The organism is Leptospira adleri (assembly GCF_002811985.1).
Classification (GTDB): Bacteria; Spirochaetota; Leptospiria; order Leptospirales; family Leptospiraceae; genus Leptospira; species Leptospira adleri.
Map to the genome: position 1 here is coordinate 41,022 of NZ_NPDU01000026.1, position 24,488 is coordinate 65,509.

At 45.3% G+C, this 24,488-nt stretch carries 23 protein-coding genes and 1 pseudogene; 6 read left to right on the forward strand and 18 right to left on the reverse strand.

Annotated features, from left to right (window positions below; genetic code table 11):
* Positions 1–62: 62 nt before the first annotated feature.
* The 12 genes from atpC to lepB form a co-directional block, all read right to left on the reverse strand.
* Positions 63–446, reverse strand: coding sequence for an ATP synthase F1 subunit epsilon (gene atpC / locus CH376_RS11675; protein ID WP_100786254.1), 384 nt, complete (start codon positions 444–446; stop codon positions 63–65).
* Positions 447–452: 6 nt separating this feature from the next.
* Complete coding sequence (gene atpD / locus CH376_RS11680) at positions 453–1,856, reverse strand: F0F1 ATP synthase subunit beta (RefSeq protein WP_100786255.1); 1,404 nt, start codon at positions 1,854–1,856, stop codon at positions 453–455.
* A gap of 24 nt (positions 1,857–1,880) precedes the next feature.
* On the reverse strand, positions 1,881–2,741 hold the full coding sequence (gene atpG / locus CH376_RS11685; RefSeq protein ID WP_100786256.1) for an ATP synthase F1 subunit gamma: 861 nt from the start codon (positions 2,739–2,741) through the stop codon (positions 1,881–1,883).
* A 14-nt stretch (positions 2,742–2,755) separates the two neighbouring features.
* Positions 2,756–4,267, reverse strand: a complete 1,512-nt coding sequence (atpA, locus tag CH376_RS11690; protein WP_100786257.1) for a F0F1 ATP synthase subunit alpha — start codon at positions 4,265–4,267, stop codon at positions 2,756–2,758.
* On the reverse strand, positions 4,257–4,817 hold the full coding sequence (gene atpH, locus CH376_RS11695; protein WP_100786258.1) for an ATP synthase F1 subunit delta: 561 nt from the start codon (positions 4,815–4,817) through the stop codon (positions 4,257–4,259). The genes atpA and atpH overlap by 11 nt, the downstream gene beginning before the upstream one ends.
* Before the next feature lie 3 nt (positions 4,818–4,820).
* Positions 4,821–5,342, reverse strand: a complete 522-nt coding sequence (locus tag CH376_RS11700) for a F0F1 ATP synthase subunit B (protein ID WP_100786259.1) — start codon at positions 5,340–5,342, stop codon at positions 4,821–4,823.
* Positions 5,343–5,345: 3 nt separating this feature from the next.
* Positions 5,346–5,645: an ATP synthase F0 subunit C gene (locus tag CH376_RS11705; RefSeq protein WP_069608010.1), complete on the reverse strand. Its 300-nt coding sequence runs from the start codon at positions 5,643–5,645 to the stop codon at positions 5,346–5,348.
* Positions 5,646–5,685: 40 nt separating this feature from the next.
* A complete protein-coding gene (atpB, locus tag CH376_RS11710; RefSeq protein WP_100786260.1) occupies positions 5,686–6,738 on the reverse strand; it encodes a F0F1 ATP synthase subunit A in 1,053 nt (350 codons plus the stop codon).
* A gap of 95 nt (positions 6,739–6,833) precedes the next feature.
* Positions 6,834–7,163 (reverse strand): hypothetical protein, encoded by a 330-nt coding sequence (locus CH376_RS11715; RefSeq protein WP_100786261.1) that lies wholly within the window; start codon positions 7,161–7,163, stop codon positions 6,834–6,836.
* Between the two features lie 544 nt (positions 7,164–7,707).
* Complete coding sequence (locus CH376_RS11725) at positions 7,708–8,421, reverse strand: TPR end-of-group domain-containing protein (protein ID WP_243394753.1); 714 nt, start codon at positions 8,419–8,421, stop codon at positions 7,708–7,710.
* Positions 8,422–8,618: 197 nt separating this feature from the next.
* On the reverse strand, positions 8,619–8,879 hold the full coding sequence (locus CH376_RS11730; protein WP_100786263.1) for an AtpZ/AtpI family protein: 261 nt from the start codon (positions 8,877–8,879) through the stop codon (positions 8,619–8,621).
* Positions 8,880–8,883: 4 nt separating this feature from the next.
* Entirely contained in the window at positions 8,884–9,885 is a 1,002-nt protein-coding gene (gene lepB, locus CH376_RS11735; RefSeq protein ID WP_100786264.1) for a signal peptidase I, read from the reverse strand.
* 87 nt (positions 9,886–9,972) lie between these two features.
* Here lepB and CH376_RS11740 point away from each other — a divergent pair, with 87 nt between their 5' ends.
* From CH376_RS11740 to corA, 3 genes are all read left to right on the forward strand, one after another.
* Positions 9,973–10,776: an HpcH/HpaI aldolase family protein gene (locus CH376_RS11740; protein WP_100786265.1), complete on the forward strand. Its 804-nt coding sequence runs from the start codon at positions 9,973–9,975 to the stop codon at positions 10,774–10,776.
* A gap of 2 nt (positions 10,777–10,778) precedes the next feature.
* Positions 10,779–11,330, forward strand: a complete 552-nt coding sequence (locus CH376_RS11745) for a TetR/AcrR family transcriptional regulator (RefSeq protein WP_100786266.1) — start codon at positions 10,779–10,781, stop codon at positions 11,328–11,330.
* A 785-nt stretch (positions 11,331–12,115) separates the two neighbouring features.
* On the forward strand, positions 12,116–13,135 hold the full coding sequence (corA, locus tag CH376_RS11755) for a magnesium/cobalt transporter CorA (protein WP_100786268.1): 1,020 nt from the start codon (positions 12,116–12,118) through the stop codon (positions 13,133–13,135).
* Positions 13,136–13,596: 461 nt separating this feature from the next.
* On the opposite strand, the gene CH376_RS11760 is transcribed toward corA, so the two are convergent.
* Positions 13,597–14,334 carry a LytR/AlgR family response regulator transcription factor gene (locus CH376_RS11760; RefSeq protein ID WP_100786269.1) on the reverse strand — a complete coding sequence of 246 codons (738 nt, stop codon included), beginning with the start codon at positions 14,332–14,334 and terminating at the stop codon, positions 13,597–13,599.
* On the reverse strand, positions 14,331–15,314 hold the full coding sequence (locus tag CH376_RS11765) for a sensor histidine kinase (protein ID WP_100786327.1): 984 nt from the start codon (positions 15,312–15,314) through the stop codon (positions 14,331–14,333). Before CH376_RS11765 ends, CH376_RS11760 begins: the two co-directional genes overlap by 4 nt.
* A gap of 298 nt (positions 15,315–15,612) precedes the next feature.
* Between CH376_RS11765 and CH376_RS11775 the strand changes: the two genes are divergently transcribed.
* Both CH376_RS11775 and CH376_RS11780 read left to right on the forward strand, forming a co-directional pair.
* The gene (locus CH376_RS11775; protein ID WP_100786270.1) at positions 15,613–17,100 is read left to right on the forward strand and encodes a hypothetical protein; all 1,488 of its coding nucleotides are present in this window, start codon (positions 15,613–15,615) and stop codon (positions 17,098–17,100) included.
* 14 nt (positions 17,101–17,114) lie between these two features.
* Positions 17,115–17,846: a FecR family protein gene (locus CH376_RS11780; protein WP_100786271.1), complete on the forward strand. Its 732-nt coding sequence runs from the start codon at positions 17,115–17,117 to the stop codon at positions 17,844–17,846.
* Positions 17,847–18,329: 483 nt separating this feature from the next.
* On the opposite strand, the gene CH376_RS11785 is transcribed toward CH376_RS11780, so the two are convergent.
* Together CH376_RS11785 and CH376_RS11790 are read right to left on the reverse strand one after the other, a co-directional pair.
* The gene (locus CH376_RS11785; protein WP_100786328.1) at positions 18,330–18,524 is read right to left on the reverse strand and encodes a hypothetical protein; all 195 of its coding nucleotides are present in this window, start codon (positions 18,522–18,524) and stop codon (positions 18,330–18,332) included.
* Between the two features lie 17 nt (positions 18,525–18,541).
* A complete protein-coding gene (locus CH376_RS11790) occupies positions 18,542–19,999 on the reverse strand; it encodes an NAD(P)/FAD-dependent oxidoreductase (RefSeq protein ID WP_100786272.1) in 1,458 nt (485 codons plus the stop codon).
* A 290-nt stretch (positions 20,000–20,289) separates the two neighbouring features.
* On the opposite strand from CH376_RS11790, the gene CH376_RS11795 reads away from it, so the two are divergent.
* Positions 20,290–20,655 carry a TSUP family transporter gene (locus CH376_RS11795; RefSeq protein ID WP_338063561.1) on the forward strand — a complete coding sequence of 122 codons (366 nt, stop codon included), beginning with the start codon at positions 20,290–20,292 and terminating at the stop codon, positions 20,653–20,655.
* A 241-nt stretch (positions 20,656–20,896) separates the two neighbouring features.
* Here CH376_RS11795 and CH376_RS11800 read toward each other — a convergent pair whose 3' ends face one another.
* Together CH376_RS11800 and CH376_RS24255 are read right to left on the reverse strand one after the other, a co-directional pair.
* On the reverse strand, positions 20,897–23,875 hold the full coding sequence (locus CH376_RS11800) for an Ig-like domain-containing domain (protein ID WP_100786273.1): 2,979 nt from the start codon (positions 23,873–23,875) through the stop codon (positions 20,897–20,899).
* Between the two features lie 27 nt (positions 23,876–23,902).
* Positions 23,903–24,488: pseudogene (locus tag CH376_RS24255) on the reverse strand (hypothetical protein); the annotation flags it as partial.

Consider the following 24,488-nt stretch of genomic DNA (forward strand, 5'->3'; position numbering starts at 1 on the left):
CCATTGTATTCGGAGAAAAGGGAATCTCTGCTACTATTTTCGGATCGGAGGACCCCTAAAAGTTAGCGCGATGCGACTAAAATTCGGGTTTTTGCTTTTTGGAGGAGAAGATTTTTAGAATCGGAAGGGGGAAGTTTTTCAACTTCGGAGAGATTTTTTTGTTCTGCTTGGAGATCGATGTCTTCCTTCAGCGCGCCGTGATCGGTAAGAATGCTGATGGAATTCTCCTTCACTTCGATAAACCCGCCTTCCACGGAAAGAACTTTTGTTTTCTCGCCTTTGCGGATTTCGAGAACCCCGATCCCGAGAACGGCGACCAGAGGCGCGTGGTTCGGAAGGATTCCGAAAAATCCTTCGCTACCCGGAACTACCAGAGAATCCACCTCTCCCTTATAGAGGATCTTTTCGGGAGAGATTACGGATACGTTCAGTTTATTCGCGGACATTTCCGATTATCCTTTGTATCCTTTCGCTTTTTCGATCGCGTCGTCTATAGATCCGACCATGTAGAACGCTTGCTCTGGAAGGTGATCGTAGTTTCCGGAGATAACCTCTTTGAAAGAACGAACGGTATCCGCGAGTTTTACGTATTTTCCAGGAGCTCCGGTAAATACTTCCGCTACGTGGAAAGGTTGAGATAAGAATTTTTCGATCTTTCTCGCTCTCGCTACGAGAACCTTGTCGTCTTCCGAAAGTTCGTCCATACCCAAGATCGCGATGATATCCTGCAGATCCTTGTATCTTTGAAGAATTCTTTGAACTTCCCGTGCCACTGTGTAGTGCTCTTCTCCGAGAACCTGAGCGTTCATCACGCGAGAAGTGGAATCAAGCGGGTCAACCGCAGGATAAATCCCCTTATCGGAAATCGCACGAGAAAGAACCGTAGTCGCATCCAAGTGGGCGAACGCGTTCGCTGGAGCCGGGTCGGTCAAGTCGTCCGCAGGAACGTAGATCGCCTGAACGGAAGTGATCGATCCTTTTTTAGTGGATGTAATTCTTTCTTGGAGCGCGCCCATTTCTGTGGAAAGAGTCGGCTGATAACCCACCGCAGACGGCATTCTTCCCAAAAGAGCCGATACTTCAGATCCGGCTTGAGAGAAACGGAAGATGTTATCCACGAACAGAAGAACGTCGGTTCCGATAGAATCACGGAAGTGTTCCGCCATTGTAAGAGCGGATAACGCGACACGAAGACGGGCGCCCGGAGGCTCGTTCATCTGACCGTAACAAAGAACGGTTTTGTCGATAACTCCGGATTCTTTCATCTCTCTCCAGAGATCGTTTCCTTCGCGGGTTCTTTCGCCCACTCCGGCAAATACGGAAAATCCACCGTGTTGTTTTGCGATGTTGTTGATGAGTTCCTGAATGAGAACCGTTTTACCAACCCCTGCTCCACCGAAGAGTCCGGTCTTTCCACCTTTGATGTAAGGAGCGAGAAGGTCGATGACCTTGATTCCCGTTTCGAATACTTCGGTTTTAGAAGTGAGTTCGTCGAACGCGGGAGCAGGTCTGTGGATCGGACGAGTTTCTTTGACTGTGATCGCAGGACCTTCGTCGATCGTTTTACCGAGAACGTTGAAGATTCTTCCCAGAGTTGCATCTCCGACGGGAACGCTGATCGGCTTTCCGGTGTTGGTCACTTCTTGTCCGCGAATCAGACCGTCCGTAGAGGAAAGAGCGATCGCACGCACCGCTCTTCCGCCGATATGAGTCTGCACTTCCGCGATGATCGTTTCCTTTTTTCCGGAAACCTTTCCCTCGATTTCAAGTGCGCTGTAAATTTCAGGAAGTTCTCCGCCTTCGAACTCAATGTCCAAAACGGATCCGATGATCTGCTTGATTTTACCTTTATTCATTCAAGTCGCTCCAATACGATGTGATTAGTTCAGTGAGTCGGCTCCGGCAACAATCTCAGAAATTTCCTGAGTGATTTTTGCCTGTCTTACGCGGTTGTATCCGCGAGTGAGCAGTTTTATCATTTCAGAAGCCGCGTCCGTCGCGGACTTCATCGCAATTCTTCTTGCGATTTGCTCGGAGCAGTTCGCTTCGAGAATCGCCTTTAAGAATGCGGTTTTTACAACAAGAGGAAGAAGAGATTCAAGAACCAGCGCAGGGCTCGGCTCATACGCGATCATATCGTTCACGTTTCCTTCTTTTGCAACTTCGAACGGAAGAACTCTCGTCACTTCCGGTTTTTGAGAAGCGGAAGAATAATAAACCGTCGATGCAATTTCCACCGCGTCCACTTCTTCCTTAGCGAATAATTCCAAAAAGAGATTCGCGAATTCTTCGGCTTCCTTGTATCCGGACTTGTCGTCGATATGAGTGAAGGTCTTTTCCGCCTTCTCGCCGGCAAATCGGAAAAAGGAAATCCCCTTCTTCCCGACGATAAAAAGTCTTACGTTAGCCCCTTCCTTCTTCCATTCCGCGACCTTTGCTTTCGCGAGTCTGTTTACGTTGGAATTGTATCCTCCGCAAAGACCTCTATTCGCGGTGATCACGAGAAGGGCTACGTTTTTGATTTTGTCCGGTCTTCTTAAGTAAGGGCTGTGTACAACTCCGCTCAGAGACGCGAGAGAAGACACGAGTTCCTTGATCTTATTGGAAAAAGGATGAGAAGCGTTCACCCGGTCGCTGATCTTCTTGGATTTGGCCGTAGAAACCATTTCCATCGTCCGGGTGATCTTTCTCGTGTTCTTGACCGAGGTGATTCTTTTCTTTATTTCCCTTGGAGTTGCCAAAGCGAACCTCTATCTCAGTGCTTTCTTAAAAATTCTTCGGCGATTGCGCTTAAGACTTCCCCGAGTTTTTCTTCGTCGGAGATTTTCTTTTCCTTGCGGATCGCGTCCAAAACTTCTGCGTATTTTTCTTTAATCGTTGTTAGGAGATACTTTCCGTATTCCTGAACTTTCGCGACTGGAATCTTATCCATAAATCCGCGGGTTACCGCAAAGATTTCCACAACTTGTTCTTCTACCGGATATGGAGAAGACACAGGCTGTTTGAGCATCTGAACGATTCTGTTTCCGCGATCGAGCTGCGCTTGAGTAGCGGGATCGAGTTCGGTTCCGAGCTGAGCAAACGCTTCCAAGTCGCGGAACTGTGCGAGTTCGAGTTTCATCTTTCCTGCGACTTGTTTCATCGCTTTGATCTGCGCCGCAGATCCTACTCGGGAAACGGAAATCCCCACGTCTACCGCGGGACGGTTACCGGATGCGAATAAGTTGGACTGAAGATAAATCTGTCCGTCGGTGATCGAAATCACGTTCGTCGGAATGTATGCAGAAACCTCACCTTCCTGAGTCTCGATGATCGGAAGCGCGGTCAAAGAACCGGCACCGTATTTGTCGTCGAGTTTCGCCGCTCTTTCGAGAAGACGAGAGTGAAGATAGAATACGTCGCCCGGATACGCTTCCCGACCCGGAGGACGGCGAAGAAGAAGAGACATTTGGCGATAAGCAACCGCTTGTTTAGAAAGGTCGTCGTAAACTACGAGGGTCGCTTTCTTTTCGTTATACATAAAGTATTCCGCCATACTACATCCGGAATAAGGAGCGATGTATTGCAGAGGCGCCGGATCCGCAGCGGTAGCGGAAACCACGATCGTATATTCGAGGGCGCCTTTGTTACGGAGCATCTCAACCGTGGAAGCCACGGTGGAAGCCTTCTGACCGATTGCGACGTAAACACAAACGACCCCGGTTCCTTTTTGGTTGATGATCGTATCGAGTGCGATGGAAGTTTTTCCGGTTCCACGGTCGCCGATGATGAGCTCTCTTTGACCGCGTCCCACTGGAATCATCGCATCGATCGCTTTGATACCGGTTTGCATCGGCTCGCCGACAGGTTGTCTCATCGCGATTCCGGGAGCGGGAGATTCTACCGGTCTTGTGAGTTTTGCGTTGATAGGACCTTTTCCGTCAAGCGGTTCGCCTAACGGGTTTACTACGCGACCGAGAAGTTCGGGACCAACCGGAACTTCAAGAATTCGGTTCGTTCTTTTAACGGTGAATCCTTCTTGGATTGCGAGGTAATCTCCGTAAACGACCACACCCACGGAGTTGTCTTCGAGGTTGAACGCCTGACCGAAGATTCCGTTTTGGAATTCGACCATCTCTCCGGACATCACGTTTTTGAGTCCGTAAACCCGAGCGATACCGTCTCCGATCTCGAGAACCGTTCCGACTTCCTCAACGCTGAGGTCTTTCTTATAATTTAAAATTTCCTGTTTGAGAACGGACGTAATTTCGTCTGTTTTAATTTTCATAGATGGCTCCAACCGGTAATTTCTTTTCCAGCATGGCTTTCTTGATTTCCCCCAGCTGGGAAGCGATTGACTTTTCGATTTTTAAGTCATTGAATTTTACGACAAATCCACCCAGAAGAGATTTATCTTCTGCAGCTTCCAGAATGAATTCCGATTTGAATCTTTCCGTAAGAATGGATCCGAGTTTGGTAAGTTGAGAAGGTTCTAAAGAAGGATAACTTCTTACTTGTGCGCGAACTCTTCCTTTCTTCTTATCCAGCTCTTCCGTGAATTGTTTTTGGATCTCCGGAAGACTGATAAATCTTCCTTTGTTTAAAAGTACTCCGAGAAAATTCAGGGTTATTTCCGATACTTTACCCCGGAGATTTTTTACAAGAATCGTTTCTTTTTCTTCGATAGTTACCGTCGGAGAAAGAAAAAAATTCCTGAACTTATCCTCGTGAAAAAGGAGCTGAACTAAATCCGCGAGTTCCTGTTCCACTTCTTCCGGAGCATTGCTTGCTCCCAAAAGTGCGGACGCGTATATTTTCGAGACACCGGAATCGTTCATTGTTTATGCGCTCAATTTTTTGAGTTGTTCTAGTTCTTTTTCAACGAAAGCTTTGTAGTCTTCGGCTTTGAGTTGTTTTTCAAGAACCTTACTTGCAACGGAGATACTCATCTCGACTATCTGCGATTGCAATTGTTCCAAAGCCTTTCCTTTAGCGAGTTCGATCTCTTTCACTGCCTGATCTTTTTGAGCCTTCACTTCCGAGTTTGTTTCTTCGAGAAGTTTGTTCTTCAGTTTCAGAGCATCCGACTTGGCTTCCGCAACGATCGCGTTCGCCTCGTCTTTGGCAGAGTTCAACCTAGCTTCGTAATCCTTCAGGAGAGCTTCCGCTTCCGAACGGAGTTCTGAGGCCTTTTTGATGTCGTTCTGAACGGTTTCGGCTCTTTCGTCGAGCGCCTTCAGAATCACATCCCAGGCAAACTTTTTCAGAACTAAGACTACGACTAGAAAGGTAACCAGAGTCCAGACTACCAGACCCGGGTTCACATCTAGGAGGCTTAATCCCTTAGCAGCTAAGAGTACCAAGTTTTACTTTCCTTTTTCTTCGGTAGCAGGTGCGGAAGCTTTTGTTTGGAATTCAACAGTAGCTTTCAAACCTTCGTTCAGAGTTCCCGCAGCTTGAAAAGCGATCACGAGAGCGAACAGAGCGGCGCCTTCGATCAAGGCTGCAGCGATGATCATTGCAGTTTGAATCTTTCCACCAGCTTCTGGTTGTCTTGAAATTCCTTCAGTAGCAGAACCACCGATTCTTCCGATTCCGAGCGCTGCTCCGAGAATTGCGACTCCTGCAGCGATTCCTACACCAATATATCCTAATCCAAATTCCATATTGCTCATTGCCTCCTGTGATTATTGCAATATTCTACAATCAATGCCTATGCATGCTTAATCCGACAAAAAGGGATGTAAGCAATACGAAAATATACGCCTGGAGAAAAGCGACGAAGATCTCCAAAACATAAATCAATCCGGAACCGATCACCGAAACGGGAACGATTCCCCAAGATTGAAACTGAAAGATAAAACCCATCAGAGCGAGAATGATAACGTGTCCGGCGGTCATGTTCGCCAAAAGACGCACGGTAAGTGCGAATGTTTTCGCCATAGGAGAGACGATAAACTCCAGAGGCCACATGATCAGATAAAGAGGAAGCGGAACTCCGTTCGGAACCGAATGCCAGATGAACTTCGGTCCTTGGTAGATAAAACCCGCGCTGTAGATCAAGAACATCGTAAGAAGCGCGAGCGTCATCGTAACGGAAATATCTCCTGTCACGGTAATTCCGCTCCAGATCTTCGCAACGAGCGGCGCGTTGTGGTGATCCGCGTGAATGATTCCGGCCGATTCTCCGGCAACGGCGATCAACTCTCCCACGGGAGGAACGAGTCCCATGAGATTGCAAAAAAGAATAAAGAAGAATAACGTTAAGATATAATGATAATACCCGTGCCCATGACCGTGCATGCTCTCGTCCACGATGTCTTTTTTGAGAAAGTTAACGAAGACTTCGACCATGTTTGCGAAACGGGATTGAACTTTGAGAGGATTCTTTGCGATGATACGAGCCGCAGGAATAAAGACGATAAAAAGAAGAAGAGCCACGATCCACATCATCGTGACGCGTTTCGTGATGTGCATATCGAAACCGCCGACGAAGTGAAAACGTTTTCCGGTCTCGTGATCGGTGAAGATCGAAGCGTTTTTCGGATCGAAGCCGGATTGTCCTTCGAACACCTGAACGCCGCCGATGTTAAAAGGGAACTCTGGATTATCCATCAAGTGATGGACGATGACTTCGTTCAGATCAAAGGTTTCGTGAGAAGATTCCTCGGACGCAAAGATTGGAAATTGAAGTAATACAACTAAGAACGCAAAGAAGATTAACTTTTTTGTCATAAAAGAAGTCTGGTTTAGATTCATTTTTCGAGTCAATAGTGGAACGTTGTAACGAAAACCACCGGCACAGAATTGGCTACTTTCCGGTTTTCTTTTTATTGCAACGGGATCCGGAAGATTCAGCTCGCGAATACAACTATTAGAAAGTGGCTGAAATGGGCAATAAAAAAACCAATTATAAAATCAGAACCATCGTTCTGTGAAACTCCTATCCAAAGACCGATTCCGTTACAAAAGAATGAGACTGCCATTATGCCCATTTGAATATTTACGCCGTTTTTCGGATATTTGAGAATCGCAAAGATCTTGAGGAGATAAAAAGGGAAGAGTAAAAATAACGCGAGAATACTTCCCGAAAGAAATTTCCGATCCGGAAAATAGACCTCGAAGACAAAGACTAAAACAAGCGCAAGGACCAAAAGGCCGATCAGATATTTTTTCCAGTTCATCTTTGTTCTTTCCTTTGGTAAGGACTTTGTTGTAAGAAAGGATCCCGGGCCCTACTTCGTATATTAGAATTTTATTTCGAAGAAGAGAATCCCCTTGAAAACGAAAATTCTTTCTTGATTCTTATATGCTGGAAACTTTTGAGAATGGGTCTTCGGAAAACGTTTTTATTTTGTAAAAGCAAAGGACCCGCAGCCCTTATGGAATTCCGAAAAGGACAATGCCGGATTTTGTTAAAAAGAATTCTTTTTTTGTTTCAGGCTTCTTTAGATAGGCGGATCGGAGAACCGACGGAAGGAAGAATTGGATGGTTCGACGTTCAGAAGCCGTTCCATCTCGGATCATTGAAAAGTATGAGTTCCTACTTTTTAAGAATGTCGGCTCCTCATTTGGTCCGACCAAGGAATTCTAAGGTCATCTTACAAACCCGCCGTTCACGGTTGATTCGCCGGGAAAAGTAGGAGTTCCTACTTTTTCGAGCACACAAAAAAGCGCCGGACCCGAGAGCGATTCAAAATCGAATGAGATCGAACGATCTTCTTCTTTCTATTTCGTTTCTTCTTCGGAAGGAATCAAAGACGGATCCAATGCGGGGCCTTCCCAGAGCATTCTTATAAAATCAGGATCCGAACGAAAAGCGTTGAAATCGGAATCTCTTTCGAAATCGACGGTTTCCCTTCCGAGAAAAAGAGCGATTTTCATATACTGAAGCATCTCCTGTTTATTTCCGTTGAGAGCGTGAAGACAAGCGAGATTGAAAGCGAGCCTCGGATCGCTGATCGGATTCGGGACCATCTGCGTAATGAGAGAAACAAATTGAGAATCCTTCGCTTGTCCCGTATAAGCGATAAGGTCCGCTGCGAAATATTGTCGAGCGGAATAGAGGTTCTTCGATTTGACCCCTTCCACCGTTGCCTCTCCGATTCCCAAAAAGGAAACCGTTTCCCTGAAAATTTTCGCGATCCAGGATGCGCGTTCAAATTCTTTCAAAGAAAGAGAATCGTGAAATCTTCTCGCGCTCTCAAAAAGAATGAAGTTCCGAAGTTTCTCGCGAAACTCCGCGGATTCCTCGGAAGAAGATTCCAAAAAAAGACGGAATTCTTTTTCCCATGAATTTGCGTTTTCCGGATTTGCGGATTCGATTCCGTTCATCAATTCCGACCAACGTTCCTGACGATCTCTCAACGAAAAAGAAAGACAGTTCCATTCCAAAAAAATACAAAGAAGAAGGATAGAAGTTCGAAATCGATTTTTCAACATAGGTCGGCCGTATTCCTATGACAAACCTTCCTAAAAAATTTACTCTTTTTTTAAATACCGAATTTCATTTTTTCGATTTCGAAGAATAAAATCCTCCCAAAAAAGAAGGCCGGTGTTCCGACCAACGCAGGATTATAAGATAGAACTTTAGAAAAGAAGAATTTTCTGATATAGAACGGCGTTCACCAAAAAAACGCCTACTTCTTGAGAGTGGTTCGATAGATGATATAATAGATTCCGTAAGAGAAACCGAGAAGACAAGCCCCCAAAAGCCCGAAAGGAGAGGAATGAAACTTTCCATCTAGAAAATTTCCGAGATAAACCGAACCCAGAACGATCAAACCGAATTCCATTCCCAAACCGGCAAACTCCCAAGGAGAAACTTCTTTCTCCGGCTTTTTGGAATCTTTCTGAAAATCCTTGTCGGAATCGGAAGGTTCTAAATTCTTCTCTTCCATCGTTTTATCGCAGAATGGTCCCGATTCGATTCCAGCGAATTTCCATTCTCCAGATCCGATAACGAAGAGTTCTTTCGATCCAACCGGCTTTGCTTTCTTCTCTTACGAGACCGATTTCGGTCGGATGACAATTCTTTACGAGTTCTTCGCCTTGATAGCGTTCGGCAAATTCGGGACCCTTTTCGGCGAGTTCTTTTCCGCTTTTGTATTCGCAGACGTTATCTTTCCAGTTGATGGAAAAATAGATCACGAGCGCTTTCCCGAGAATATCTTCCCTTTTTACAAAACCCCAGGCACGGGAGTCGTGAGAATCGTCCCGGTTGTCGCCCACGACCATGTATTGATTTTCTGGAATTTCACAACCGATCGAAAAATTACATTCGTATCCGTCGAGTCGTTTGCGGTCTTCTTCGTAACCTTCCAGAACATAGTGTTCAAATCCCGGTTTCTTTTCCAAAAATAAGGATCGGGATGGAGCGTAGAGATTGTCGAGATCTCCGAGCAGATCGCCCTCTTCCACTTCGACAGGATCGTAACCTTGAAAACTGTCAGAACCTTTTTCTTTGTATTCGATGACGGAATAATTGACGTTTCCCTTTTTTGTGGAGAGAAATTTGGAGCTGATTCGAATCGTGTCGCCCGGAAGTCCGATGACCCGTTTTACATAACGTTTAGCGAAGAATCCGTCGCGGGCGTCTCCAAGATTGAGGGCCCTCTGCGGAGGAGCGAAAGTTACGATATCTCCCCGTTTCGGATTGTCGATCCGAAAGAGTTCCGCTTCCGTAAAAGGCATTCGAATCGAATATCTCATCTTATTCACAAACAGAAAATCCCCGATTTTTAAGGTGGGAATCATCGATCCGGAAGGGATATTATTCGCGTCTAAAACCGAGGATTTGAAAGCAAATACCAGGATCACGATAAGAATAAACGATAAAGTAGAGCTAAGAGGCGATTCTTCTTTCAGGGAAGAATCTTCTGATTTTACCTCGGGTTCCAGGTTCATAGGGAAAGCAAAAAGAATCTCACTTCAGTTGTCAATCCTGCCTTAAAAATTCTATCGGTTTTTCAAAAACCGCCGATACTTTCTAATGTGAAAGAGCAGATAGACCGTAAACTCATCGAACTCAGAAGAACCCTCGTTTCTCTTACCGATCAGTATCCGATCTGCGGACTGAAAGGCGGGACCGAAACGGAGGACATGGACGCGGACGAAATCCGAATTCTCCATCTGGTGGCTAAGGATCTGGTTCCGGTCACCGTCAAAATCGGAGGACCCGAGGCGAGGACGGATATACGAATGCTCGTCAAGGAAGAGATCGAAGGGATCTGCGCACCGATGATCGAATCTTCTTATGCACTCAAAAACTTCATTCAAACTCTGAAAAGTATGCTCACTCCCGTAAATTACGGAAAAGTCTCCAAGTCGATCAACTTAGAGACGATCACGGGTTATAAGAATCTGATCGAAATCGCGGATTCCCGTCCGTTCGAAGACTTGGATCAAGTGACCGCGGCTCGTTCGGATCTTTCCGCTTCCATGGGTCTGATTCCCGACGACGAAGAAGTGATGAGAGTCACAAAAAACATCGTCTATCTTTCGAGAGAAAGAGGAAAAAGAACTTCCGTGGGCGGGACGATCACAAAATCGAATTTCAGAAAGATCTCCGAAATCATAGGACCGGATCTGATCAATTCCAGACACGTTGTGGTAAACGTCGCGGAATCCATGAAGAAGAATCCGGAAGAAGTCGCGGAAGCGATGTTGTTCTTTGAGATCGAACTCTACGACCTATTGTCGGTTTTAAAACCCGAGAAATCATTCTCTTATAAGAACAGAATGGAAACCAACCGGGAAAGAATCGGCGCAAGAAAGGTCCTCTACTCGATTCGATAAGAATGGCGAAGGATACAAGGGATCTAATCCTAAAAACCTCGCTGAAACTTTTTTCGGAACAGGGTTATCACGGAACCACGATGAGGCAGGTCGCGGGTAAGGCGGGAATGTCCCTCGGACTCGCGTATCGATACTTCGATTCGAAAGAGGCGATCTTGGAAGGGATCATCGAATCACATGATAAAATCCTAAAGCGTTATATTCCGGACGAACTCGTCGCAAATTCTTCGAGAGAGGACGTGATCGCGCTCGTCTCGGAAAGCCTCATAACTCTCGTAAAAGAAAACGAAGACTATCTACGTCTTTACTGGAATTTGATGCTTCAACCGAAGATCCACAGACTCAAAAGAAGAAACATTCACCTCGTGAATATGATCTTTTTTGAAACTTCGAAAAAAACCATCCGAGTGATCAAACCGAACTACAGCGAATTCGAAATCAAAAATCTCGCCTCGACGACGATCGGTTATATGATCAACTATCTCACCAACAAAAAAGAATTCACCCTCGACGACTTCAAAAACTATCTTGTCTACACGCTGAAGAATACATAGGAAGCGAACCGCAGAGAGCGAAAGGTGTTCGCGAGTAACGAGATTTCGTCTTGTTGTTAAGGTTTTTTTGGAAAATAGAATTCACCCTCTTCCCGGAGATCTTCCCTAAACGTTAAAAAGAAAAGAAACCTTGCCAGAGGGCATCCGTCAGGGGAATGAAAGATAACTTCTTTTTTAACCGGAATCGATATGAGAAGAAGATCGGTCGTAGTTCCGACATTCACAGTGAAAGTCGCGCGCCCCCGCCCAAATTGGGTGGAGGTGGTGGGTCCGCGGGAAATGACGGGAGATTCGGCTTTATCACAAAAAAGCGAATTTCACAAACCAAATTTTTCTCTTTTTAAGTTGTCGGAACTCCGACAAATACGCAAAGAATCCGTTCATTCCTTTTCTGACGCCTTTTTCTTTTTAGAAAAAAGAGAGAGCGTCCCGCTGGGAAATGATAGGATTCTTTTTTTAACTTCGTTTCCGAATTCGTTTTAGAAAAATTCAAACCTCGTCAAAAAGAACAAGTTGAAAGCAGAAATCTGTAGCGGTAAAATTCTTCCGATCTTCAACGGAGCTTTGAATGGAAAACTCCGGTTCGATTTCAAGAAAATTTTACGGTGAATAGTTTGTCGGAACAATTAGATCCCGCTATAAAAATGAATTGTAAAAATTTTTTAGTTTTGTTCCACCGAAAAACTCGCATCGCGTCCCACGGTCGACTTTCCCAAGGAAACGCGAAGACTCGTAACGAAGGAATATTCTTGCCAGAGAAACTTTCTTAGTTAGCCTCAGTTTTCGTGAAACGGATCTTATTTACGGAATTTTTTCCGGAAACGAATTTAGAGAAATCGGTTGCCGCTCCTTGCGAGGCTCTCCTGGAAGTCGGTGAAAAACCGCCCGGCCTGCCGGAATTGGAATGGCTTTGTTCGAAGGGTCTCGTTTGGATCGATCTGGATTCTACCGAAGGAAGCGATCTCGACTTTCTCGCGAGAGAATGCAATTTTCATCCCCTCGCAATCGAAGACTGTATCAATAAAAATCAAAGGCCAAAACTCGACGAATACGGCTCTTACATATTTATCGTTCTTCACCGCTTTCAATACGACTCTGAGAAAAAAATTCTAAGAAGCAACGAGATTCATATCTTCTTCAACGAGAAGTTCGTCGTCACGGTTCATCAAAAGGAAGAACCGCTGATAGAACAGCTCAGGGCACGTTGTATGTCACAGGGAAATCCGCTTTCTCGCGGAACCGATCAGATTCTTTATCTACTTTTTGATCAGACCGTGGATTCAAATTTCCCGATTTTGGATAAGATGAGCGAGGAAATCGTTAAAACAGAAACGCAAATCCTGGTAAATCAAGACAGCCAACAGACCATCGCGGGAATTCTTTATCTCAAAAGGAATCTAACTCGGATCCGAAGAGTTCTTTCTCCACAAAGAGAAATCGTAAACAGCCTTATTCGAAGGGACAGCCATTTTTTAAGTCCGAAAATTCAAATTTACTTTCGGGACGTCTACGATCATCTGAGTCGGCTGTATGAAACCATCGATATGGATCGCGATCTTTTGGGAAACACGATGGACGCGTATTTTTCCGTGATTTCCCAGCGAACCAACGACGTTGTTAAGCGACTTACTTTGATCAGCTTGATCTTTATGCCTCTTACCTTTCTTACTGGATTTTTCGGAATGAACTTCACGGCGATTCCGTATGACAGCACTCTCTTTCTCATCTTTACCATGTTAGGTGCAAGCCTCATTCCTCCCGGAATGATCTATTGGTTTCGAAAAAAACATTGGTTCAAAGGATAAGAATTATCCGGAAAATCGTTTCCGATTTTTAAAAAGGAAAGACGATCGAAAGTATAAGGAAGAATTTCGGACTCGATTTTTCACCGAGTGTCATCGACCGTTTTTAAGAAAGCCGCGAGAGGTTCCGCGGAAATAATGAGAGATCTAAAAAATAGGCTCTTTTGCGTCCTTGACTTGTCTTAAAACCTAAAAAGTAGGAACTCCTTCAAAATCAGATTTAAAAGGACAATTCAAAACTTCACAAACGGCCCCGACGTAATTTGTGGGAACTCCTGCGATTCATTAAATCGCAGAAAGAACTTTTGTCTTTCTCGGTTTTTCCGATCATATCTCAAAATCGATCTCTAATAAGAAAACGATCGATCCATTCTTCTTTGAATCCGAATTACTTGTTCCGACAAATCGTTTCTTCTAAAAAAGAGTTGCTATTCGAATTTGAAATTCCCGTAGAAACTCTAAGTTCATCCGACCCCGTTTTCCCGAAATCTATCCCTAAGATTGGAAACGTATTCCCGACCGACCGGAAGAATCGTTTCGTCTTCGTCGTTTAAAAAAACTTCGTATCCGCCGCCGGCGTTCGATTTCATACCCGAAATATATTCCAAATTTAGAATATATTTTTTATGAATTCTTACAAAACGATCCGAAGGTAGTTCCGCTTCCATATCACCCAAAAGTTTCGAAGTTTCGTGATCTTTATCCAGACTGTGAAGGACGCATTTTTTTCCGTTGGCGGTAAGATAAAGAAGTTTCGAAAGGGAAAGCCTATGCAAAACTCCCGATTCGCGGAAAAATAAAAAGGACTCCACTTTGTTTCCTTTCTTTCGAACGGATAAAAATTCCTCCGCTCTCGTCATCGTCTCTCGGAATCTTTCTCTCGAATACGGCTTTAAAAGATAATCCAATGCGCCGGCTTCAAAAGCCTGCAACGCGTGATCCCGATAGGCGGTCGTAAAGACGAGCGCGGGAGCCACCTTTCCTTTTTCTTCCAGAACCTGGATCCCGGATTTTTCAGGAAGATTCACGTCCAAAAAGATAAGATCAAAAGTTTTTCGATCTAAAATCTCAAGAGCCTGACGCCCGTTCCCGACGACCGCTTCGATCTTAAAGGACGGCCATTCTTCCAGATACTTTCTCAACAATTCCCTCGCGGGGATTTCGTCTTCCACTATCAGCACGCTAAAGTTTGAATCGATCATATTGAATACTCAAGAAGAACCGTGGTTCCCCCGGATTTACCTTCTTCTAATTTTAATATAGCGTCTCTAAAATTATAGTCAAGCCTTGCTTGTATGTTTCTTAGCGTACTTCTTATCGCGTTCATACCAAATCCACCTCCAGTGGGACTCGTATATTCTCTTTTGGATGTAGAGATGGTTCCGTTATCTTCGACCAAAATTCGAATTCTTCCGTCCTTGGTTACCGCTTTCACGTAAATTTTTCGCCGAATGTTCGCGGAACTTTCGGAATGTTTAAAACTGTTTTCCACAAGCGGTTGAATCGAAAGGGGAGGAATCGATACCCCCGAAAAATCTCCGTGACTTTCCATCTTGAGTTCCATAAAATCCGCAAAACGGATCTTCTGAAGTTCAAGATAATTTTTCGTAAATTCCCATTCTTCCTTAAATGAAACCAATCTTGCGGAATGCCTCTCCGTTAAAAATCGATACGAATCCGATAACAGAAGAATCGCACGATCCGCACGAAGCGGATCTATCTCCAATAACGCGTGAATCGTATTCAAAGTATTGAATAAATAATGCGGGTCCATCCGAGATTGTAACGCGGCGTAGTGAAGATCCTTGAGCGCGCTTTCCGATTCCTTTTTTTTCTCTATGAGAATCTGCATCGACTTCTCGAGAACGGAGATAAAAAGGGCAAGAATCAGGGAACTCAACAGAATATTATAGGAACCGCCGTGCTCTCTTCCGGGACTTTCATCGGAGAGAGCGATAGCGTGAAGAATACCGCCGGCTGCGACCCCGATGATCGCAGCGAAACAGGAAGCAAGAAGAAGGGTGATCCCGGATTTCAAAACTCCGTGTTTGTGACCGGAAGAATTCAGAGATTCCACGGTCATCTCGACGATTCCACAAACGAAATGAGTCGTGATTTGAGTCGCAAGAAAAACTTTCCAAAAAGGAGAATTCGAATTATGAGCGATCAGGAGAGAATTCATCGTTCCGATCACTGTGTTTATGGAGAACCAAAAGAACAGTTTAAACCAACGAATTCGACGCCCGGAGTTTATCATTTTCACCTGCTTGGAAGATCATTGAAGCGCATAATTTATTTCCCGTCATTCCGGATTTGCTCTCTTAATTCCTTAAAAACTGAAGTTCATTTCCGAGCGGGACATATTTTCAGGAAAAGAATTGCCCGAATTCGTTTTTTTTAAGAAGAAAGATGAGGGATGAAAACGCAGAAAAAATTGACGGAAAAAAGTTTTTTTTTCTTAGTAACGGTTCAGGGGAATCATGAAAAGAATTCAAATCCACTTTATCCTGCCTTTATCCTTGTTTCTGGTCCAGAGTATGAACGCTGAACAAGTCGTTACAACAAAAAAAGACGAGCCTGACGCCTATTACGGATTAGACGTTAGAGCTGTAATCTCCCCTTCTTACGGCTCTAAATTGCAGAATGAAGCGGTTGCATTGTCGACAACGGGACAAAACGCACCCGCTAATCCTTACATGAGTCAGAATGATAAATCGGGGTTTTCCACACCTTGGACTTTGCTCATGATCTCTAAAACCTTTCAGGAAACCGGAATTCAAACCGAACTCTGGGGGGAATTGGTGCGGAATTCCCAGCTAACAGCGGATACACGATCGGACGGCGGTAGTAAACAAAATCCTTATGTTGTTAGCGTCAGACGTGCCAGCGTCAAAAAAACCTGGGAAACCGCTCTCGGAAGTTATACGCTTAATTTCGGGATGCAGGAACTTCCGCACACTTATACTCAGTGGAGCAACTATTGGAAATGGAGATATATCGATCGCGCTCCTCTGGAATCCTTGGGTTTCGCTCCCCAACCCGCGGACCTGGGATTGAGCGCGACCGGTAAATGGTCGATCGTCAGTTCGCAGCTGATGGTGAGTAACGGAGAAGGTTATAGGGAAGCTCAAAATATAAATTCAGCGGGAATGGATATCTCGGCGAGATTCTCCGTTGAACCGCAGTTAGACGATAAAACGAAGGCAGGCTTTCATCTTTTTTACAGAAAAGAAAATGCGGTCGGTTCCGCCGGTTATGAATGTTATGAAGGAAAGACCGGCTGTCTTCCGAACGACCTAAATTTCAACACAGTGCTTATAAAAAATAAAAGAGCCTTACAATCGGACGCCGCAGGTTCGGAAGTCAATTTTGTTTGGACCGGTTCTCTCAAATGGAATTTAGGACTTGGAGCATTTTTCAAAAGACAAAACGGAGGAGAGATTCGGGATCGAATGCAGCTCTATACGACTCCTCTGGTCTACGGAAAAGACAGTTACGGAAAAAGCGCGTATGCTTGGATCTCGCTCGGGTTTGGCGACTTTTCCCTTTTGGGAAGATATGAAAGAGGAACGGGAAGCAACGGAACGATGGGAACAACCCAGACAAATCAAAAAGAATTGCTTCCGGGTATGGGAGTTCCAACCGCAAACGGAGTGTTATCGCCTCTGATCCAAAATTCTTTAACCGAAACCAACATAAACGGTTATTCGAGTAAGAGTTCCTTCAGAAGAGTGAGCGTCTTTTTAGAATGGATGGTTTCCCCTCAGTTTAAGCTGGCTTTGGGATACGTTGAAAATAAGAACTTCGATTCCAACGGAGTCGGACAAAATGTTTACGTGGATCAAGCCGGCAACGCGAGAACACAAAAAGATTATTTGGCGCAATTCAACGGAGTCGGAAATTTCGGCGTACTCGCCTACTCCGCGATGGACAGGTGGATTCTTTTAAGAGCCACGATAGAGTTTTAAATTAGGAGATTGTTATGAACCACAGGATAAAAATCGCATCGATTATAATATCCTTAACGATGACCGGAGGATCGATCGTGCTCTTGAGTCAAGAGACAAAGACCGGAGACGCGAAGGTAGGCTTTTTATTAGGAAAAGCTCATGTTCAAAAAGCAGGAAAGACAGCTTGGGAACCGCTTAAATCAAACGACTTTGTCGACGAAGGAGATTTGATTTCCACCGGTAACGGATCTAGACTAACCGTTGTCTACAAGGGTTCCGAATTCAAAATCCAGCAGAACAGTAAGATCAAACTCGCGAGTCTTCATGGTGAATCCAAAGACGGAAGAATCGAAGTAAATCAAGGTTTTGCCTGGTTTAAAGTCGTGGGATTGAAAGGAAGAAAGTTCGACGTTGCTACGGCGACTTCCACAGCCGGAGTAAGAGGCACTTCTTTCTCGGTGTTGTTCGATCCGAAGACAAAAGATTCTTCTTTCTGCACTTGCGAGGGAACCGTCGCGGTTTCCGATTCCGACGGTAAAGAAATTCTTCAGGAAAAAGGAAAAGGAACGATGATCTCCGCAAAAGACTCGGAGATGAAAAAAGTGGAATATGAAGGAATTATCAAAAAGTTAAAGGCCCTTTCGGGTTTCGAAGCGAGACTGAAAAAGAACGCTTCTCTTAAAAATTGCCTCTCCTGTCACACGCCGGAAGGATGGACTCCTCCTGACGACGTTCAAAGAGACGAGACTTACGGCAAGCAGTAGTTTCTAGAAGACCAGAACCACAACATTTGTTTTAGCCCGGGTTTCCCCCGGGCTTTTTTTGTGGATTTATTTCCGAAAGAATACTTTTGAATCCTATAATATTCTAATATACTAAAAATTTAAGTCGGCCTAAAAAACTCCCTCTTGGATTCACATTCGTTTTTCAATTCACGCTCGCTCCGATTCTCTCAACGATTCGTTTCCCCCTCCTTTCCCGCAAAAAAAATTAGGACGCGTCTTAAAACCCTAACGAAGCGGAAAAAACCTCGTTTTATAAATTCCGATCTTTGTGTGAGTTCCTACAAATTACGTCTCATAGGGCTTCCCCTGAGATTTCAAATCGTTTCCTATCCTTGCAGAACGTATGAGTTCCCACACTTTTCAGGTTTTAGGAGACTTTACGGACCTAAAACATTCTTTGAATACTTTCTCAAACCGTTTTCTGCGTTTTTAAAAAACCCGCATAGACAAGGAAGGCAAAGTTCAATGGTGCGACTTCAATATCATCAGAGTCATTCTAAAATTGATTCCTATAAATCTCCAGATCTGCCATAACAAAGAAGTTCTAAAATATTTTGTCATGCCGTTCGGCACCGAAGCAAAGTCCCCTTGTGTGTAAGCGTCTCTCAGCTTCTCGTTGCTTTCGAGTATAAGTTCCGTTTCTTCTTGCGTCTCCATTCTTCTTTCTCCTAATTTTATTCCGGAATGATCCACCATCCGAAATTTCCCTTCGCTTTATAGAGGAACATATAATGAAGAAGGGTTTTGATCCAATGTCCCGCCAAACCGATCTCGCCAGTCGTATAACGCAACGATCTTCCTATCTTCGGATACTTTTGATAATCCGGGACGATCGGATATACGGTCATGGAAGCGGCGCCCCCGTCAAAAAGTCCTTTGCCTGCGGAAGCGACGCAAGCGGCGCCCATCTCCGCCATCGAAGCCGTATGAGTCGGATTCTTCTTTCCGGATCGAATCATATCGGCTATGCTCTTCGCGACCGCCTTACCCATCGTGGCCGAGGGCATTCCGGTCCTAGGCGGTGTGGGTGAAATCTGAATTCCATCCTTGGTCTTCATCACCTTCGATATCGGATGAGGAGGAGCAAATGCGATACCGATTGCAAAGACGTTTGGATAGAGAGGATTTTGATAACTTTTCGGCCAATCATTAGGATTCCATTCTTCGAAACTTTTAGAAACGTAGTTTGCGTCGACCTTCATCATTCCGTTCGGTGCGAACATTTTTTCGGTGATATCCTCTTCCGATTTCGAAAACGCTTTTAAACCGACTCCGGCAAAAGGCGGTATCAACATCGTGAAATCGGTTTTTACAAAACTCTTTTCCCCATCCAACGTCACAAAATGAATCTTATCCTTCTCTACTTTCGTAACGTGCGCCTTTGTCTTCCATTGAACCTCTCTCTCGGTAAACAACGATTCGGCGAAAATTTTGCTGCTCGTTATATAACCTCCCCTTTCCAAATGCATTCCGCCCATTCCAAAGTCGCCTAACTCGTATTCGTTGGATATCCACAGAAGTTTCGCCTTGTCTCTGACTCCTTCCTTTCTCAATTCGTAATCTATGTTGAATAGATATTCAAACGCCGCTCCTTGACAGGTGCACGTCCCGTGGCCGGTTCCGATTACAAAATTCAATTCCTCGCCTGCTTTCATACGAAGAATCGCGTCCTTAAACGAACGCGCCGCCGCCTCCGCGTGACCGTAGGTGCAAACGGAATGAGTAAACCCTTCCTCGGGTCCAAGTCCCGGAGTCGCGCCAAAATTTAATTTTGGACCGGTCGCGTTGATGCAGAAATCATAGGTAAGATTTTCCTTTTTTCCCGTCCGCTCTCCCGCAGTGTGTTCGTACGTAACGAAAGATTTTCCCTCGACCGAATTTCCTTCCGGATGAATGCTGAGCGCTTTCGCCTGAATGAAATTTATCTTTAGCTTCTCATAGACGGGCTTCAAAGGAAAGGTCACATCCTGAGATTTCATCGCACCCACTCCGACCCATATATTGGAAGGAATCCAGTTCCATTGGGAGTTCGGCGATATCACCGTGACTTCGTGTTTTTTACCGAGATATCTCTTTAGGAGTGTGGCCGCTGTGTGACCGGAAACGCCGGCGCCGAGTACGATGATTTTCATAGGAGTACCTCGATCTGCGATGATGGTTCGTTCTATTTCAATTCGGATCCATTCGAAAAATCGAATTCACTTTAACACAATCCGATCGAAAAGAAAAACTTTTCCCGTAAGAATGTCCCGCAATTCGATTGATATTTCTCAATCCTCCGCTTTTTTTTCGGAGGATCCGATCGAATCTTCTTCGCGTATTTTTCAGTATTTTTAGATCGGGCCTCCAATTCAAACTTGCGATTTTTAGAATATACTATTTCATCTCTTCTGATCCATATTCGAAATTTGGCGGAAATTCCATGAATATCATTTTGATTTTAGTTATCGGTTTTACTGCGGGAGTTTTGGGCGGTTTGGTTGGAATCGGGGGCGGAATCGTCATCGTCCCCGCCTTGATCTTTTTTGCAGGCTTTTCTCAAAAGACGGCTCAAGGCACGACACTTACCGCTATGATTCCTCCGATCGGGATCGCGGCCGCTTACGTCTATTATAAGGCGGGCGACGTGGATTTCAAATCCGCGGGTCTGCTCGCGGTCGGTTTTGCCGCCGGCGGCTATTTCGGGGCTTCGTTCGCGGAATCCATCGATTCCGGATTACTCGGAAAAACTTTCGGCGTTATTCTGATCTTGATCGGCGTTTACGTTTTTTACGAACACTCAAAATGAAGCGCACAGTTTCGTTCCAATAGCCTCGGCGTTGAAACCGAATTCTTCTTTTTGAAATTCTCAATTGGTCCGATATAAATTTAAAATATTCTATTTTTATAATATTTTCTGCGAAAACGAATTTAAACGAATCAATCCGTCTATCTTCTAAGAATTCTTATCTAAACTACCGCCTTTTGGCCGAAAAAAAAGGCCGCTTTTTGACGGCGGCCTTTCGATAAATTCTTATCATTTTCGAATCTTAAGGACAGGTGATCAAAACTCCCGGATCGCTGATGGCGGGACCGCTCGGATTGAGTTTGAGTCCGCCGAATACATACGGATAAGGTTCCGTATCCACAATCGGCAGAGTTTGTAAAATCGAATGAGTCGTCTTGGCTATGATTCCGCATGCGGTTCCGTTTGTAGGATGGGTCAACGCGGGTAGCGAGATCGAAGGAGGAAGAGGAATCTCCTTCAATACGTTGTTCACAAGCGGCACGATCAACGACGGAACAAGCGGATCGATCACGGCGAGAATTCCCTTCGGATCCAACCCGAAAGGGTTCGGAGCTCCCGCCCCGGAAGATCCTTCCAAGATGTCTAACGTGTATGATAAGCTCGGCCCGTTCGAGATCACGATCTTCAAAGCGTTCAAGTTTGCGTAAGCAGGATTGTTCGTCGGATTGGAGAAAGTGACAAAGTCGAAGTCGGCGAGTCCTTTCAAATTCGCTCTCGCGGTGCTGATCAGATATGTGGAATTGTCCGGTCTTTTTCCACGAATCGAAAGTTGAATATCGGTGAAGTTTACTTCCAACTTCGGTTTAGCGGTTCCGATTACCGGCTTCAAAGTTCCGTTAGGCGCGTGAATCGGACTCACCGCGATCACGATATCGTCCGTTCCGTTGATCGCGGGCACAAGGACGCTCGTAGACGGATCGATTCCCACAAGATTATCCCTTCCGGGCGCGAGAATGTTTACGATCGGGGCCACTTTGATTAAGGACTCGGTCAACTGAAACAAAGGATCCGTTCCCGCATACTGTTTGATCGTATCGATGAAAGTCTTATCGATACTCAGATCCAAGGCTCTGTTCTTCCAGAGGTGATAAGCCGCCTGAGTGATCGAGTCCACCGTAAGCGAAAGCAACAAACCGGGGTTAGCCGCACTCTGAGAAAACTGATACAGGTTACTCATCGCGCCGTTCGGTTTTGTCACAACAAATCCGTTCGTTACTTGGTGAGTTCTCGGTGAACCGATTGGATTCTTCGCCGTGATTCCAAGATCGATGGAACCTACGATTCCCCGATTGGAACCCGTTACGCGCACTTGCGAATCCATTCCCAACTTAATCTTGATGTTCAACGGAAAATTTGCAAGAGGAGCGGGAAGATAAGAAGGAAGAGCGATGTCGACTCCGGGCGTTTTCAGGGATCCGATGATGGAATTCAAAACGGAAGGAGCCACGTCTTCGATAAAGTTGCGAAGCATCGATCTCGTGATCAAAGGAGTCAACGCGGGAACCATTCCGTTAGCCGCGCCTTCCGTGGTTCCAGCGAGCCAACCCGCGAGTCCGCTCGTAGTCGCTTCCAACTTGACCTGGTTTACTCTTCCGTCCCTATCCTTTACGGTAAGATTATTGGACCAATCCGTGGTATCAAAATTGGAAAGTGTCGTGATAGGAGTAAAGATATTGAGCGCGGTATCGCCGTTGGAATCTATCGTTAGACTCGCTTTACCGGTGGTGTTCCTATCCGCAGGCGGAGAATCGTTGTAGTTCAGATAGGCGGTCGTGGAAAATACGAATCTGTTTCCTGATCCGATGACAAGGAAGAGAGAGCCTCGACTTCTTGCGATCATCACCATGTCCACCGCGAGGGTTTTTCCCTTGAACTGAAATCCCAATTCTCCCGTGTTGTTAGCGACCATGTTTACGCCGATATTTTTTAACGATGGAAAGCCGGCGACTCCCGTATAAATTGTGATTCCGGTAATGTAAACGTCGATGTCGAAGTCTGTGCAACTCGTAAAGATCAGAGTCGCGCAACCTTCCTGAGTGAATCCTCCCGGATTCTCACCCGCGCCGCCGCAGTAACCGTCTCCGAAACCGGTGGCGGAATCTCCGTAGTTTCGTATGTATTGGGGCATCGCGAAACTTCCGATTCCGCTATAATCGATACAATAAGACGACCTTCTCGCAGACGTCTTTGGAGAATCTGCAAATTGGTTGAACGTGTTTCCGTTTACCTTAAAATTTCCGGCGGTAAACCTTTCCAATACTTTGGAAAGAAAAGGCATCGCCTGAGCCTGATCCAAAATGATCGAACCGCCGTTGGATATCATGTTGTCCGGAGTCGTGTTCACATTACCGTAGTTAAACGTTGCAAATCTTTTGAAGATCTTTCCGGATGCGACGGCGATCTCATAGTAGTAGACGTTCCCGCCGACAAACGGCGGAATCGCGGAAGTTGTCAAGTTCGTTGTCAACGTAGTATTCATCGCGCAGGGAGGCGCAGCGCAGATATCGATCCCGCTCGAATTCGTATCGCCCATGTGTTTTAGTTTGATCGATTGGATCGAATTCGTTCCGACGAGAGGATTTGTAAAAGTGGAAGTCAAAGTCAGAGTCGGAGTGGTCGCCTTATTGAACGTAATGTCGTTTGTTCCACCTAACGTGTTGGTCGTGTTAATCTTGCTCGTCATCAAATAATCCGGCTCTGTCGTGAAACTCTGGGAATAACTCGTAAGATCCTGTCCGTCGATCGTCTTCGAATTATTGGTGAGAGAAAGGGTATATTGTTCGTTGGTCTTAAATTCACGATAAGGATCGAAAATCAGACGTGAACTCGACGCCCAGTAAAAAGATCCTCCCTTTCCCGGACCGGGAAGAACTCCCGCGGTCGGAGATAATATCAAATCAGCTTGCACGGTCGTTTTGTTCATCGGATGGGAGAATCTAATCTCGATACTTTTATAACGGTCCACGTCCGTAGTGGACGAGATATACAGAATCGCCTCCGGAGAAGCGGTTCCGAAATTTGCCGGAAGCGCGGCGGGAGTGTCGGTCTCCGTATACGGCGCGACCACGTTAGCCGAAACCGAAGTCTCCGTCGAAATTCCGAATAAGGATAGAACGCTGTTCAGGGGGGAACCCGCTTTTTTATCCGAATTACATCCGACTCCGAAAAAAATCGTAACTAAAAAAATTAACGCTAAGATTGTTTTTCTATTTTTGTTCATCGTTTTTACCCCAATCCTCTTTCTATTTCACTGCACCGAAAACATAAAGTTCATGTCGTCCCAAAGCGTCGACGTAGGCTGATCGTCGTTCCAATTGTCATACATATAAAAACCCACCGGACTGAACTTTCTTCCGGCTTGATAGATGTCCGCCATTTGCTGAATCAAAGTTCCCGTCGCGAAAAGAAAGGAACGATTCGTATCTTCCTTGTTCTGGATGATATCCGATCTTAAAAAATTCTTAAGATCCGAAAAAAGATCCTTCGCCCTGAAAGCTGGATTCATGAACATTCGATTTTCCAAATAGGAGAAAAATCCGCCGCTCGTCGCGAGATAATATCCGGTTCCGTAAAGAGGTCTTCCGTACGGAGCCATCGCGTCCAAAACGGGAGGAAGACTTTGTGTAAGAATGTTCGTGATCGTATAGGATCTAGTATTGTCCGGATTGTAAAAAAGCGAAGAAGCCAAATTCAAAAGCTGAGTGATATCCGCGCTGCTCGGAGATATGTCCAGAAGAAGGTTCAATAAAAAGTCGAGACTCGCGACGATCGACCAACCGGAACTTCTGGATAGATAGTCTTTGAAAAGATTTACTACGTCGTCCACTCCGACC